This window comes from Pseudomonas fitomaticsae (assembly GCF_021018765.1).
GTDB classification, from domain to species: Bacteria; Pseudomonadota; Gammaproteobacteria; order Pseudomonadales; family Pseudomonadaceae; genus Aquipseudomonas; species Aquipseudomonas fitomaticsae.
The window spans coordinates 3992728-4007974 of sequence record NZ_CP075567.1; the positions used below are offsets into that span (position 1 = coordinate 3992728).

General features: G+C 61.0%; 14 protein-coding genes. 13 read left to right on the plus strand and 1 reads right to left on the minus strand.

Features of this window, described 5'->3' with window-relative positions; translation table 11 throughout:
• The first annotated feature begins 204 nt into the window (after positions 1-204).
• The 12 genes from tssB to KJY40_RS17925 all read left to right on the plus strand — a co-directional run bounded on the left by tssB (position 205) and on the right by KJY40_RS17925 (position 13586).
• The gene (gene tssB, locus KJY40_RS17870) at positions 205-747 is read left to right on the plus strand and encodes a type VI secretion system contractile sheath small subunit (RefSeq protein ID WP_011334778.1); all 543 of its coding nucleotides are present in this window, start codon (positions 205-207) and stop codon (positions 745-747) included.
• Between the two features lie 29 nt (positions 748-776).
• Positions 777-2261, plus strand: coding sequence for a type VI secretion system contractile sheath large subunit (gene tssC, locus KJY40_RS17875; protein ID WP_039767165.1), 1485 nt, complete (start codon positions 777-779; stop codon positions 2259-2261).
• 76 nt (positions 2262-2337) lie between these two features.
• On the plus strand, positions 2338-2835 hold the full coding sequence (locus tag KJY40_RS17880; RefSeq protein WP_230731495.1) for an Hcp family type VI secretion system effector: 498 nt from the start codon (positions 2338-2340) through the stop codon (positions 2833-2835).
• A gap of 15 nt (positions 2836-2850) precedes the next feature.
• Positions 2851-3294 carry a type VI secretion system baseplate subunit TssE gene (gene tssE / locus KJY40_RS17885; protein ID WP_230731498.1) on the plus strand — a complete coding sequence of 148 codons (444 nt, stop codon included), beginning with the start codon at positions 2851-2853 and terminating at the stop codon, positions 3292-3294.
• Positions 3278-5071 carry a type VI secretion system baseplate subunit TssF gene (gene tssF, locus KJY40_RS17890; RefSeq protein WP_230731500.1) on the plus strand — a complete coding sequence of 598 codons (1794 nt, stop codon included), beginning with the start codon at positions 3278-3280 and terminating at the stop codon, positions 5069-5071. Before tssE ends, tssF begins: the two co-directional genes overlap by 17 nt.
• Positions 5035-6060 carry a type VI secretion system baseplate subunit TssG gene (gene tssG, locus KJY40_RS17895; RefSeq protein ID WP_230731502.1) on the plus strand — a complete coding sequence of 342 codons (1026 nt, stop codon included), beginning with the start codon at positions 5035-5037 and terminating at the stop codon, positions 6058-6060. Before tssF ends, tssG begins: the two co-directional genes overlap by 37 nt.
• 1 nt (position 6061) lies before the next feature.
• Positions 6062-8602 carry a type VI secretion system ATPase TssH gene (gene tssH, locus KJY40_RS17900; RefSeq protein ID WP_230731504.1) on the plus strand — a complete coding sequence of 847 codons (2541 nt, stop codon included), beginning with the start codon at positions 6062-6064 and terminating at the stop codon, positions 8600-8602.
• 54 nt (positions 8603-8656) lie between these two features.
• Positions 8657-9295: a YopT-type cysteine protease domain-containing protein gene (locus KJY40_RS17905; RefSeq protein ID WP_230731506.1), complete on the plus strand. Its 639-nt coding sequence runs from the start codon at positions 8657-8659 to the stop codon at positions 9293-9295.
• Between the two features lie 65 nt (positions 9296-9360).
• Complete coding sequence (locus tag KJY40_RS17910) at positions 9361-10260, plus strand: hypothetical protein (protein WP_230731507.1); 900 nt, start codon at positions 9361-9363, stop codon at positions 10258-10260.
• 59 nt (positions 10261-10319) lie between these two features.
• On the plus strand, positions 10320-10988 hold the full coding sequence (locus tag KJY40_RS17915; protein WP_230731509.1) for an endonuclease/exonuclease/phosphatase family protein: 669 nt from the start codon (positions 10320-10322) through the stop codon (positions 10986-10988).
• A 33-nt stretch (positions 10989-11021) separates the two neighbouring features.
• A complete protein-coding gene (gene tssI, locus KJY40_RS17920) occupies positions 11022-13031 on the plus strand; it encodes a type VI secretion system Vgr family protein (protein ID WP_230731511.1) in 2010 nt (669 codons plus the stop codon).
• Positions 13032-13043: 12 nt separating this feature from the next.
• Complete coding sequence (locus tag KJY40_RS17925; RefSeq protein ID WP_230731513.1) at positions 13044-13586, plus strand: toxin-antitoxin system YwqK family antitoxin; 543 nt, start codon at positions 13044-13046, stop codon at positions 13584-13586.
• 1 nt (position 13587) lies between these two features.
• Here the strand turns inward: KJY40_RS17925 and KJY40_RS17930 are convergent, their stop codons facing one another.
• Positions 13588-13983 (minus strand): DUF4280 domain-containing protein, encoded by a 396-nt coding sequence (locus KJY40_RS17930; protein WP_230731515.1) that lies wholly within the window; start codon positions 13981-13983, stop codon positions 13588-13590.
• Positions 13984-14173: 190 nt separating this feature from the next.
• On the opposite strand from KJY40_RS17930, the gene KJY40_RS17935 reads away from it, so the two are divergent.
• Positions 14174-15241, plus strand: a complete 1068-nt coding sequence (locus KJY40_RS17935; protein WP_230731517.1) for a phosphotransferase family protein — start codon at positions 14174-14176, stop codon at positions 15239-15241.
• Positions 15242-15247 lie beyond the last annotated feature (6 nt).

The following is a 15247-nucleotide window of genomic DNA, read 5'->3' on the forward strand; positions in this document are numbered from 1 at the left end:
AGTCCAAAAAAGTTTTTCGCTTGCATTTTTATAGACCTGTTCTAGCGTCTTGGGTAGTTCGGTTCCTACAGCCGAATGAGGAAGGTTTGTCAAAGGAACGACAGGTCATCTGCCACCCTTTCTAACCTGTGGTCCAGCAAGGGAAAGCGATGAACGGGCCTCCCCGATGCATTGCGCCCGCTCATCGCATCGGAGTCCGCCGACATGGCAGAAAGTACCCAGCACAAGCTCGACCGGGTTCGCCCGCCCCGAGTGCAAATCACCTATGACGTCGAAATCGGCAACGCTATCGAGAAAAAGGAATTGCCGCTGGTGGTCGGCATCCTGGCCGACCTCTCGGGCAAGCCGCTCGAACCATTGGCAAAACTGACCGAACGCCGTTTCACCGAAATCGACCGCGACAACTTCAACGACGTCCTCGCCTCTATCGCTCCCCGCGCCACGTTGCAAGTCAACAACACCCTCAGCGGCGACGACAGCAAGCTCAACATCGAACTCAACTTCAAGCACATCGACGACTTCGACCCGGTCAAGGTGGTGGAGCAGGTCACCCCGCTGCGGCGCCTGTTCGAAGCCCGCCAGCGTCTGCGCGACCTGCTGACCAAACTCGACGGCAACGACGATCTCGACAAGCTGCTGCGCGACGTGATCGCCAATACCGAAGGCCTGCAAGAGATCAAGTCGGCCCGCCCGGACACCGCTGTCCCGGCCGCTGATACCGAAGCTCCGGCCGAACCGCAAGCCTGATCGTCCACCTGACCGAGGAAGAATTCGCCATGCCCGCCGCCGCCCAGAATCAAGCCAGCGAAAATGCTGCTGCCGAGACTTTATCCCTGCTCGATCGAATCATCGCCGAGGGCCGCATGGCCCATGACGACAGCCAGCAGGACTACGCCCGCGACATGCTCGCGGAATTCGCCACCCAGGTGCTCGACGAAGGCATGGCCATCGACAAGGACACCGTGGCGATGATCAACGACCGCATCAGCCAGATCGACGAGCTGATCAGCGCCCAGCTCAACGAAGTGCTGCACCACCCGGACCTGCAAAAACTCGAAGCGTCCTGGCGTGGCCTGCACATGCTGGTGCAGAACACCGAAACCAGCACCCGGTTGAAACTGCGCCTGCTCAACGTGACCCAGAAGGAGCTGCAGAACGATCTGGAAAAAGCCGTCGAGTTCGACCAGAGCGCGCTGTTCAAAAAGATCTACGAAGAGGAATACGGCACCTTCGGTGGCCACCCGTTCAGCCTGCTGGTGGGTGACTACACTTTCGGCCGGCACCCGCAGGACATCGGCCTGCTGGAGAAACTGTCGAACGTTGCCGCCGCTGCCCACGCGCCCTTCATCGCTGCCGCCAGCCCGCGTCTGTTCGACATGAACAGCTTCACCGAACTGGCCGTGCCGCGTGACCTGTCAAAAGTGTTCGAGAGCCAGGAGCTGATCAAGTGGCGCTCGTTCCGTGAAAGCGAAGACTCGCGTTACGTCTCGCTGGTGCTGCCGCACTTCCTGCTGCGCCTGCCTTACGGCCCGGACACCTCGCCGGTGGAAGGCATCAACTACGTCGAGGACACCAACGGCACCGACCACAGCAAATACCTGTGGGGCAACGCCGCGTGGGCGCTGTCGCAACGCATCACCGAAGCCTTTGCCAAATACGGCTGGTGCGCGGCGATCCGTGGCGCTGAAGGCGGCGGCGCTGTCGAAGGCTTGCCGGCGCACACCTTCCGCACCAGCTCCGGTGATCTGTCGCTCAAATGCCCGACCGAAGTGGCGATCACCGACCGCCGCGAGAAGGAACTCAACGACCTCGGCTTCATCGCCCTGTGCCACAAAAAGAACAGCGACATCGCGGTGTTCTTCGGCGGCCAGACCACCAACAAATCCAAGGTCTACAACACCAACGAGGCCAATGCCAACGCACGGATCTCGGCGATGCTGCCGTACGTGCTCGCGGCGTCGCGATTCGCCCACTACCTGAAGGTGATCATGCGCGACAAGGTCGGCAGCTTCATGACCCGCGACAACGTGCAGACCTACCTCAACAACTGGATCGCCGACTACGTGCTGATCAACGACAACGCACCGCAGGAAATCAAGGCGCAGTACCCGTTGCGTGAAGCGCGGGTGGACGTCACCGAAGTCGCCGGCAAGCCCGGTGCCTATCGCGCGACAGTATTCCTGCGGCCGCACTTCCAGCTCGAAGAGCTGACCGCGTCGATCCGCCTGGTCGCGACCCTTCCGCCACCGGTAGCCGCCTGACCAGTACACGCCCGCAGGATCCCTTGCGGGCGTTTCCCTGTTTGCCTGGCACGACACCTTTCAGGAGTTTCAAGCGATGGATGCAATCATTCTCGACCTCGGCGGCGACATCAAAGGCGACAGTTTGCTCGAGGGTTTCGCGGACAAGATCGAAGTCATGTCCTACAGCCACAACGTGGCGATGCAAGTCACCAACGACGTCAGCAACTCGGAGCGCACCTCCGGCAAACCCCATGTCGGCGAGTTCACCCTGACCAAATTCGTCGACACGTCCACACCGTCGCTCAACGAATACTGCTGCGCCGGCAAACCGATCCCGGAAGCCAAGATCACCATCGGCCGCAACGCCGCCGAAGGCAGCGGGCAACTGCTGCCGTTCATCGTCTACACCCTGACCAACGTGGTGATTTCCAACGTCAGCGTCAGTGGCGGTACCGGCGGCAAACCGGTGGAAACCCTGTCCCTGAACTTCACCAAGATCAAATGGGAGCTCACCGCGCAGAAAGACGACGGCACCAAGGAAGGCACGGCTGCCTCGACCTGGGACATGGCCGCCAACAAGCTCGTCAGCTAACCCGGCGGCGCGGCCATGGCAGGCACCGGCTTACTTCCACCGCTTTTCGAACGCCTCGCCTCGAGCGAGAGCGACGGGGCGCGGGAGTTCGATCGGCAGGATTTGCTTGACTCGGTGTACACCGAGCTCGGGCGCCTGTTCAACACCCGCCGTGGCCCGCGCACCCTGACCTCCCCGCCCAGCGTCATCGACTACGGCATCGCCGACTGGAGCGCCCTGCAACAGCAGCGCAGCGATGACCGGCGTCGGCTGGCGCGGGATATCCGTGAAGCGGTCACCCATTTCGAACCGCGCCTGCTGCTGGGCGAGGTTCAGGTCAATCCCCTCCCCGAACAGCCACAACGATTAAGCATCCGCCTGCTCGGCGAGTTGCGCAGCAGCCAGCAACACTGGCCGGTGGCGTTTGTCATCGAGCCCGGCAACGAAGGGCTGGAGGTGCGCCATGAGCGACTCGATTGACCCGCAACTGCTCGACTACTACCAGCGCGAACTGACCTGGCTGCGACATGCTGGCGGACAGTTTGCCGAGCGTTATCCGAAAGTCGCGCGACGTCTGGAACTGTCCCCCGGCGAATGCCCCGACCCGCACGTCGAACGCTTGCTCGAAGGATTCGCCCTGCTCGCCGCACGCCTGCAACGACGGCTGGATGACGACTACGCCGAATTCAGCGACGCGCTGCTCGAACAGCTTTATCCCCTGGCCATGCGCCCGCTGCCGTCGTGCGCGATCGTGCAGTTCGAACCGGATCCGAGCAAAGGCAACCTCGACGGCGGCTATCCCCTGCCCCGGGATACGCCGCTGTTCGTCACCACCGGCAAAGGCGAAAGCATTCATTTTCGCACCAGTGCCGCCGTGCGATTGTGGCCGGTCGAAATCAGCGAAGCCCTGTTGCTGGGCAGCGATGAAGCGCAGGCGCTGACCGGTGTGGCGCAGTCCCGCTCGGCGTTGCGCCTGAGTCTGCGTTGCCTCGGCGACAGTCAGTGGTCGGAACTTGGCATCGAACAGCTGCGCATTCACCTGGCCGCGTCACCGGTGGTCAACGCCAGCCTCTATGACCTGCTCGGCGCCCACGCCGTGCAGGTGCTGGCCGGCTCGCCGGGGAACATTCCCGCCGGCGTCAAAGGCCTGCCGAAGATCGTCGGTTTCGCCGACGACGAAGTGCTGCTGCCGGACGAAGACGGCGTGCATCCGGGCATGCGTCTGCTGGCCGAGTACTTCGCGTTCCCGGACAAATTCCACTTCTTTGATCTGCCACTGTCCGGCGTGTCCAGCGACAGCCAGACGTTGTATCTGTACATCGTTTTTGATCGGGCTCCGGCCGGTCGCCTGCATTTGCAGGCCAGCGATATCGCCCTCGGCTGCGCGCCGGTGATCAACCTGTTCCCGCGCACCTCGGAGCCACTGCGCCCGGACGGCACCCGCAGCGAGTATCGACTGGTCGCCGACAGCCACCGGGAAAACAGCGTCGAAATCCACAGTATCCGCAGCGTGCGCGCCAGTTCCGCCAGCGGTGTGCAGCGGCTGCCGGCGTATTTCGGCAGCCAGCACAGCAGCGGTGACCGGCAACGTTACTGGCATGCGCGACGGGTCAACGGACAGACGCCGAACCGGCTCGGCAGCGACCTTCTGGTCAGCGTCGTCGACACCCGTTTCGAACCGCAGACCGACCTGCCCGATTACAGCCTCACCGCCGAACTGCTCTGCACCAATCGGCATCTGGCCCAGAGCCTGCCCGCCGGTACGCCGCTGGGTTTCGAACGGCCGGGCCCGGTGGCGTGGGCACGCCTGCGCAATCCACCGAGCCCGCAAAGCCTGCCGCGACTGAATGGTGATTCGCGCTGGCGGCTGGTCTCACAACTGACCCTCAATCATCTATCGCTGGTCGAAGGGCCGCAGGCGCTGGATGCGCTGAAGGAAATCCTGACCCTGCACAATCTGCGCGATGAGGCCAGCGCCCTGCGTCAGATCGAAGGTTTGCTGAGCCTGGGTTGCGAGCGGGTGATCGGCCATGTCGGCGCCGATGCCTGGCGCGGCTGGCGCAACGGACTTGAAGTGCAGTTACAGCTCGACCCGCAGCATTTCGTCGGCAGCAGCGCGGTGTTGTTTTCAGCGGTGCTCGCGCAATTCTTTTCGGTGTACGCCACGGCCAATCGCTTTGTGCGCACGGTGCTCATGCAGGCAGACAAGGAGGTCAAGGCATGGCAACCCCAAGCCGGCATGCCCCTGTCGCTCTGACCCTGAGCCAACGCCTGCGCCGCGATCCGCAGGCGTTCGAGTGGTTGCAGGCGTTGCTGTTGCTGGAGCGCGAACAGCCGCAGGCCGACGCGCTCGGTTCGGGCACATCCCCTCAGGCCGAAGCGTTGAAACTGCGCGGGCCGCTGACGCCGTTGTTCGCCGCCAGCCAGATCGAAAGCCTGGAGGAGAATCCCGGTGAACCGCTGACCCTGAACTCGCCGATGTTCGGCCTCGGCGGCCCCGACGGCCCGCTGCCTTACGCCTATCAGGAATGGCTGCAACAACGGGCACGGGCCAAAGATCACGCGCCCGCCGAGTTCCTCGACCTGTTCCAGCATCGGTTGCTCAGCCTGCTGTACAAGGTGATGCGCAAACACCGGATCGCCCTCGGTTTCACCACGCCCGGCGCCTCGCCGGTGCAGGCGCAACTGCGGGCGCTGACCGGGTTGCTGCCAAAATCCTTGCAGGAACGCCAGGCGATTCCCGACTGCGCCGTTCTGGCCTGCACGGCGTTGTACGCCGATGGCCGCCGGTCGTTGGCGGGGTTCGCGGCGATTGTCAGCGAGCAGTTTTCCGTGGCGGTGGAACTGAGCGCCCATGAAGGGGCGTGGCGTGAGATTCCACGTGCCAGCCGCAGCGTCATGAAGGCTGGCGGACGCAATCTGCAACTCGGCCGCAGCGCTGTCGCCGGGACTCGGGTCTGGGATGAACATGCCGGCATTCGTCTGACGCTGGGGCCGCTGCCATCGACGCAGGCCGCGCGCTTCTTGCCGGACGGCGAAGCGCATCCGGCACTGGCCAGCCTGGCAGCGTTGTATTTCGGCCCTGATCTGGACGTGAAACTGGTGCTGCTGGTGCGCGGCGCCGGGCCACTGCAACTCGGTCGACAATCCCCGGCCCTGCTGAACTGGAACGGTGGCCTGCAACGTCAGACCAGCCTGACCGTGCAACGGATCGAAACCCGCCTGCGTCAGCTGGAGATCACCTGAAATGGAACTGGCCAGCCTGATCGGACGCCTCAACCCGGACAACCGCCGCGCCCTTGAACGTGCCGCGCAACGGTGCTTGCAGCGCGGGCATCACTTTGTCGAGATCGAGCATTTGTTGCTGGAATTGCTGGATATCGAGGGCGGCGATTTTGCGTTTCTGCTGCCGCGTTTTGGGTTGGAACGGGATGCGCTGACGGCAGAGATCAACAAGGCGCTTGACCTGTTCAAGGCTGGCAGCACGCGCACGCCGGCATTGTCATCGCACACGTTGGGGTTGCTGGAAGACGCGATGGTGCAGGCCAGTGTGTTGGGCATCGACAGCATTCGTTCCGGACTGCTTTTATTGGCGTTGATCGACCGTGACGAGCGCCGCAGCCTGCTGCTCAACAGTGCGTCGACATTGTTGCGAATTCCCAAAGAAGCCCTGCGCGCAAATCTGCTGGAGTGGACGGAAAACTCTCGCGAGCACGTTGGCCCGCGCTCCGTATCTTCGGGGAGTCCAACGCCACGGCAAGACTCGGTGCTCGATCAATACACCCAGGACCTGACCGCCGACGCCCATGCCGGGCGCATCGACCCGATCGTCGGTCGCGATGGCGAGATTCGTCAGTGCATCGACATTCTTTTAAGACGTCGGCAGAACAATCCGATTCTGGTCGGCGCACCCGGCGTCGGCAAAACCGCCGTAGTCGAAGGCCTGGCGCTGCGCATCGCCGCCGGGGACGTGCCGCCGTCGTTGCAGGAAGTCAGTTTGCGGGTGCTCGATCTCGGTCTGTTGCAGGCCGGGGCCGGGGTCAAAGGCGAGTTCGAACAGCGGCTCAAAGGGGTGATCGACGCGGTTCGCAGCGCCGACAAACCGATCATCCTGTTTATCGACGAGGCCCACACACTGATCGGCGCTGGCGGTGCCGAAGGTGGCAGCGATGCGGCCAACCTGTTGAAACCGGCGCTGGCTCGCGGCGAACTGCGTACCCTCGCTGCCACAACATGGATGGAATACAAAAAATATTTCGAGAAAGACCCGGCCCTCGCCCGCCGTTTTCAACTGGTGCAGGTGGAAGAACCGGATGAAATCACCGCCGTGGAAATGCTCCGTGGCGTCGCCGCCAAACTCGAACAGCATCACGGCGTGCAGGTGCTGGATGCCGCGATCCATGAAGCGGTGAAACTCTCGCACCGCTATATCTCTGGCCGCCAGTTGCCGGACAAAGCCATCAGCGTCCTCGACACCGCCTGCGCCCGGGTCGCCCTAGGCCAGCACGACGTACCGCCGCCGCTGGAGAGCCTGCGCCATCGTCAGCAAAGCCTCAAGGAAGAAGTCGAACGCCTGCGTCGGGAACAGGCCACGGGACTTGATCACCGCGAGCGCATCACCCTGCTGGAAAGCGAATCGAAGACCAACGTCCAGGCCATCCGCGAACTGGAAACCCGTTGGGGCGAAGAGCGCGTCGCCGTGCGCGAACTGCTCGACACCCGTCGCGAGTTGCTGGCGTTGAGCGAAAGCGCCGACAGCGACAAACCCGACGAAGCCATCGACAGCCGCATCGATCACCTCGCCGCCGAACTGCTGCGCCTGGAAGCCGGCCTCGATGCGATTCGCCAGGACGATCCGCTGGTGCCCGAACAGGTCGACGGCAAAACCGTCGCCGCCGTGATCGCCGGCTGGACCGGCATTCCCGTCGGTAAAATGCTCGCCGATGAAGCCCACGCCGTGCGCACCCTCGGCACGCGCATGGGCCAACGTGTGATGGGCCAGCGAACCGCGCTCAACACCATCGCCCAGCGTTTGCAAGCCTATCGCGCGGGGCTTACCGATCCGCAAAAACCGGTCGGCGTGTTTCTGCTGGTCGGCCCCACGGGCGTTGGCAAAACCGAAACCGCGTACGCGCTGGCCGATGCCTTGTACGGCGGCGAACGCAATCTGATCAGCATCAATCTTTCGGAATATCAGGAAGCGCACACCGTCAGCCAGCTCAAGGGCGCACCACCCGGTTACGTCGGTTACGGAAGTGGCGGCGTGCTGACCGAAGCCGTGCGGCGCAAACCCTATTCGGTGGTGTTGCTGGATGAAATCGAGAAGGCGCATCCGGATGTTCTGGAAGCCTTCTACAACGTCTTCGACAAGGGCTTGATGGAAGACGGCACCGGGCTGGTGGTGGATTTCAAGAACACCGTGATGCTCGCCACCAGCAATGTCGGCGCTGAGCTTTTACTCGACACGCCGGTTGCACAACTTGGTTCCGAGGCGTTCAACGAAGCGCTGCACAAAGTCCTGCTGCAAGCCTTCCGCCCGGCGTTTCTGGCGCGCATGACGGTGGTTGCGTATCGACCGCTGGATGAGGCGACGCTGGAAGGGATTGTGCTGGCGAAACTGGAGAAATTGCGTGGTCGCTACAAGGCAGCGACCGGCAAGCAGTTCGAGTTTGATTCGGGAATCGTCAAAGCGGTACTCGCCAAATGCAGCGCGGCGGGGGCTCGGGATGTCGAGAACGTGTTGATGACGCAGGTGACAGGGAAATTGGCGGAGTGGGTGTTGGAGTAGTCGCATGCAGGTGTGACACCTTCCGAATGCGCATGGCAGAAACCAGGAGGCATCATGAGCTATGAAGCTATCTGCAAAAAGATCGAAGGACATGGTGAGGGCGTCCACAACTTCGGCCAGTCCCGCTTTCTTTTACTCGTCGCCGAAAACGGAGCCGGCATATGTCGCGGTCTCAGTACCGCGTGGTTGATCGCCAGAAAAAAAGGCAAAGACTACCTCAAGGAAATCGTAGAACCGACGGAGACAACCGGTCTGCTGCATGAGAAAAAGACGGCGAACGAGGCTTCAGACTTCCAGTCGGCATACGTCGACATCAGTGGCGACACACCCGATTCCCCCTCTCAGGCCACCCTTGACGCATTGGTGACTGGCGGGGTGGGGAAGCTGGGGGAGAAAAAAGCGGAAGCCTATCAGGGATTCGCCACCGCCGGAGAGGCCATCGCTTCGTTCGTGCTGACCTCCTCCTGCCGATATTTCATCTTGTCTATCAAAGGCACACTGGGTGGGCATTCTGTAGCCTTTCACCGACCCTGGGTATTCTTTGGAAAAGGCAGCAGCTGTGTTTTTTTCGATCCAAACTTCGGCGAATTCAAACTGGAGGGAACCCAAGGCATAACCCTCTGCCTGGATGCTGTTGCTGCTGCTTATAGCCAGGGCTTGTCGACGGGTTACCGGATATGGGGGTTCGGCTGACATCGAATCGGGATTGCACGGTTCCTATCCGCCAATACTTTCAGCTCACTTCCAAAGGGCTAGCCATGACCACTTTTTCAGACCTGTGCACGGCAGAGTTGTCCAAGGCACAACATGACAGTAATCACGTTGGAGGCGTCTGTAGAGTCAATCAGAACGACAGCTATCTGGTCACCTTTCACAACAATGGCTATGACACGGCCGCCTCGCCTCCCACCATGGGTGAAACGGTGCTGCAACTCGATCCCGCGCCCCGTATCCCGTCGGTGAGGGCCACCCTGAAAAAAGAGGTGGAAGACACCTACGAACATCCCGCCAAAAGAGAGCATCGCTATTGGGAAACGATGGTCGAAATCGCCGAGTCCGGACGAATGAGCTATGAACATGAGGCACTCATTCTGCACCGGGAAAGATTGCGTTATGGACTGGACAATTACGAAGGCGCAGTTAAAAAAATCAAGGAACAGCAACTGGCCAACGTCAAAGGCAAGCGGGCGATTGCCGCACAGGAAATGGAAAAAAGATATGACCCGGTAGCGCATTCGAAAATGACCTCGGGTATCGCCGAAGAACAGTACATTGCATTGCAGAAACGCTCATTGACCTATCCGCATGAATACGCGTCGCCGAGAGTGGAAAACACAGCGGGTGGGCACGCAGAAGAAAACTTCATTCGTGCCTGGAGTGCCCTGTGCATGCACATCCCCGAAAAAATCACGAATATCGAGCTCTACATCACGCGTATGCCTTGCCCAGACGTGTCTTCCGGATTCTGGCTTGGCGCACACCTCTACAACGAAGGCTGCATGGGCAAACTGGCAAAACTGATAACGACGGCGGATGAAGCAATCAGATGGCAAATCACCTATAGCCAGACATTGAATGGGGCTGACCAGGCTTTTTCTCAATCTTTGTCACGGCACTTTCCCGAAGACAGAGTCACTTTTCTGGTCCATGGGGCATAGGCGGTGTTGACCCGGCACATAGATGCCATAACCACTCACGCTATGGATAAGGCTCGTCCATGAGAATTGGAAGTTTCAACGTCGAAAAGAATGGAAAATCCTCAACACTGGACAAGCAGACGCAGGTCGACGTGTTTCTGTACAACTGCTGCTCCAGTAACTACTGGAATGCAGACATCGTTTTCCTTTGTGAAATACATTCTGCGCAAATCGACAACTATCGAAAAAATCTCGCGGCCATTTACCCCTTCTACAGTGTCTACGCCTTCACGGGCGGTTACTCGAACGCTTACATCGTCATGGTCAAAGGCTTCGAGCAGTTGCAGGTCATTAGTCAGGGCAGTCTTTTTACGCTCAACAGAGATCTGATTGCCGTGGAAGCTCATGGCGTTAGCGGTTACACCGGTTATGTTTTCCTCGCACACTTCAAGTCCGGACAGAACGGCGTCACCAAAAGTCAGCTCAAGTCCTGCACTGCACTAGGCGGAAAATGGGTGGCGACCGGTGACCTGAATCTCGACTACAAGAATGTCGGGCAACTCGACACTGCAGGTCTTGCGTATGAATGCTGGGGCGGTCTGCAAACCCAGGGCAAAGGAGGAATTCTCGACTGGGTGCTGGCATCCGCTGATGTGACAGTCAAACCCGTCGACCTGACCGGGCTTGCCCATGTATTCGATATGTCCGGCCCGGATCACCGGCCGATTCTTTTTGATGTCACGGGTTGAAATACCGCCTTGCACATTCATGGAGGATGATTGATGCCCCGCTCGACCGACAGCACCACCACCCTATCCCTCACCGCCACTTCGCTGTCGGTGCTTTATCCTGAGTCGCTGTTCGGCGACGAAGCCCTCAATGTACTGGGTTCACAGATCCTCAACGGCGTCAACGACGGTACCTCCCTCACCCTGACCAGCGCCATCGCCACCCACGTCACCACCACCCTGTACAACGACGCACAGCTACGTCCCTTCGACGCACTGGTCGCCGAGATCCGTCAGCTCCCCGCCGACGCAACCGCCGAGCGCTATCAGCTTTTATTAAGACCATGGCTCTGGTGGCTGACCCTGGCCAGCAACAACCGGGTATTCCAGAACCTCGCCACCTCCGACATCGTCACCACGATCTTCAAGGCCCACGGTTTCACCGATTTCAAACTCTCGCTGACCGGCAGCTACACCCCCCGCGAATACTGCGTGCAGTACGGCGAAACCGATTTCGCTTTCGTCTCGCGCTTGCTGGAAGAAGAAGGCATCTTCTGGTTTTTCACCCACGACGAGGGCAAGCACACGCTGGTGCTGGGCGACAGCAACGACGCCTTCGTACAGATCCCCAACGGGCCGAAGGTCAAGTATCTGGGCCAGCAATTGGGTGAGCGCGAGTTGCATGGCATTCGCTCGGGCCAGGTGTGTCTGCAAGCGGTGGCCGGGGTGTATAAGGCAACGGATTACGAGTTCACCACACCGACCACTTCGCTCTACGGCCAGGCCGAAGCCGTGGCCGGGCCACGTTCAATCTATGAGCATCCCGGCGGCTACAACGCCAAGGCTCGCGGCGATGCGCTGACCAAGCAGCGGGTCGACGGGCTGCGCAGTGAAGAGAAGCGTTTCGTTGGCGAGAGCGACTGCCGCTGGCTGATTCCGGGACATTGGTTCACCCTCGACGGCCACGAAGATGCGACCCTGAACATCGATTGGGTCGTCACGCGGGTGACCCACGATGCCAGCCACGAAAGCTATCGCAATCGCTTCGAGGCGGTCCCCAAGGCCACGCCATTTCGTCCGCAACGCCTCACGCCAAAACCGCGCATGCATCCGCAGACCGCCATCGTGGTTGGCAAGTCCGGCGAAGAAATCTGGACCGACGAATACGGCCGGATCAAGTTGCAGTTCCCGTGGGACCGCGACGGCAAGAATGACGAAACCAGTTCCTGCTGGGTGCGCGTGGTGCTGCCGTGGAGCGGCAAGGGTTTTGGCATGCAGTTCGTGCCGCGTATCGGTCAGGAAGTCATCGTGACGTTTATCGACGGCGATCCGGACCGGCCGCTGGTCACCGGTTGCGTGTACAACGGCGACAACGCCCTGCCCTATGCATTGCCGGCGAACCAGACCCTGTCAGGGATCAAGACTCAATCTTCGAAGGGCGGCGGCGGGTTCAACGAGCTGCGTTTCGAGGACAAGAAGGACGCCGAGGAAGTGTTCCTGCAGGCGCAGAAAGACCTGAAGATCAACGTGCTCAACGACACCACCGCCACCGTCGGCCACGACGAAACCCTCACGGTGCAAAACGCTCGCACCCGCACGGTCAAGGACGGCGATGAAACCGTCACGCTGGAGAAAGGCAAACGCAGCGTGACGATCCAGACCGGCAGCGACAGCCTCGATGTGAAGGACAGCCGCACAGTGAAGGTTGGAGCCGACCAGAACCACAGCACCGGTGGCAACTACACCGACAAGGTCACAGGCGATTACAGCCTGACGGTCGACGGCAACCTGACGATCAAGGTCAGCGGCACCCTTACCCTGCAAAGCGGCGGCAGTTTCACGATCAAGAGCGGCGCGGATCTCGCGACCTCGGCCAGCACGTCGATCACCCAGAAAGCCGGCACCGCCATGACCAATCAGGCCGGGACTTCGCTGGACAACAAGGCCGGAACCACGCTGACCAACGATGCCGGCATCAGCCTGACCAACAAGGGCGCGGCCTCACAGACCGTGGACGGCGGCGGCATGCTGACCATCAAGGGCGGGCTGGTGCAGGTCAACTGACAAGGAGAAGCCATGGCGATCACACCGCTGGATCTGCAACAGGATGACAAACGCCTCAAGGGGCGCTTGCAGGACGGCCAACTCGACGGCCCGTTGAACATCAAGGATGACGGCCACCCGCAGGCGGATCTGAATTACAGCCAGGGCGAATTGCAGGGCACGTCCCTGCTCTACCATCCCAACGGCAAGGTCTCGGCGCAGATGCCATTCGTGCGTGACAAGCTGCAAGGCATCGCCAGTTTCTACGCGCCCGAGGGCTGGTTGCAGCGCAAGGCCACCTACCGGCGCGGGCTGTTGCATGGCGAGGCGTTCAATTACTTTCCTGACGGGCAAGTGGCGGAGGCCGAGTTCTATCGCGATGGCGTGCGAGAGGGGCGTTATCAGCGCTTTCATCCCAACGGCAAACCGGCGGTGGATGCGCGTTATCTGAACGGGCAGTTGATGGAACCTGAGCAAGGGTTTGCCGAGGACGGGCGGCCGCTGGATGTCGATGGCAAACCGATTTCCCGGGTGCGCTGGTGGTTTCGCAAGTGGACGGATCCGGCGCAGGCCTGACTCAGGGAATCAACATCTGCATCTGCCCCGGCATCACGATCTTGATCACCCCCGCCCAGTTGCACATCAACGTGCTGTTGGCATCGATCGCCGGCATCCCGCCCAGCAGCAAGGTCGGCGCGCCTCCGGGGATCCACGGCGTGGCGGTCGCCGGAATGCATGGCATCGGCGTCAACACGCCCAGCGCAGCAGCCGTGGCAGCCGCGACCATCGGGTTGGCCATGCTTATGCACATGCCGAACGTGGTGACGTTGACCAGCGGAATATGATCCATGATGTTCGCCGCCGGCATCCCGCCGGTCAGCGTGCGGTTGACCGGCAGCACATTGAGCACCGCCGGCGCGGCGCCGAAACTGCATTGCAGGGTGGCGCTGGCACAGACTTGCGGGCAGCCCATTTCAAAGCTCCTTCGTGAACAAGGCATACGCGCTAAACCTTAGTCGCCAGCGGCCCTCCGCGCCCATTCCCAAAGGTGATTATCGTCCAACACGCTAACCTATAAGACCGAACCGCGCTTGTGACGACCCGAGCGCGCCATTAGATTAGCCAATGATGTCTGGCCTCCAAAATAAGCAGAAGGGATAAGCATGGCGCTTACTGACCAGTCCACCCGTATCCGCTCTGGCGAAGAACTCGATGCCAGCCTGATCGATCCGTACCTCAAGGCACACATTCCGGGCCTGACCGGCACGCCGCAGATCAGCCAGTTTCCCGGCGGCGCGTCGAACCTGACCTACCTGCTGGAATACCCGGACCAGGAATTCGTCCTGCGCCGTCCGCCGTTCGGCCACAAGGCCAAGTCCGCCCACGACATGGGCCGCGAATTCCGCATCCTCAACCAGTTGCGCGACGGCTTCCCGTATTGCCCGAAAGCCTACGTGCACTGCACCGACGAATCGGTGATCGGCGCCGAGTTCTATGTGATGGAACGGGTCAAGGGGATCATCCTGCGCTCGGACCTGCCGCCGGAACTGGGCCTCGACTCGGCCAAAACCGAAGCCCTGTGCAAGAGCTTCATCGACCGTTTCGTCGAACTGCACCGGGTCGATTACAACGCCTGCGGCCTCGGCGATCTGGGCAAACCGGAAGGCTACGTCGCCCGCCAGATCAAAGGCTGGAGCGAACGCTACGAAAAAGCCCTGACCCCGGACGCACCGCACTGGGAACAGGTCAAAGCCTGGCTCAACGACAAGATGCCGGCCGACCACCCGACCTCCAGCATCGTCCACAACGACTACCGCTTCGACAACGTCATCCTCGACCCGAACAACCCGATGCAGATCATCGGCGTGCTCGACTGGGAACTGACCACCCTCGGCGATCCGCTGATGGATCTGGGCAACACCCTCGCCTACTGGATCCAGGCCGACGACCCGGCGCCGGTGCAACTGATGCGCCGCCAGCCGAGCCACGCACCGGGCATGCTGACCCGCCGCGAATTCGTCGACTACTACGCCGAGCGTTCGGGCATCCAGATCGACAATTTCGACTTCTACTACACCTACGGCCTGTTCCGCCTGGCCGGCATCGTGCAGCAGATCTACTACCGCTTCTTCCATGGCCAGACCCAGGACAAACGCTTCGCGCAGTTCATTCACATGAACAAACTGCTGGAGCAGATGAGCCTGCAGGTCATTGCCAAATCCAGCCTCTGATGACGG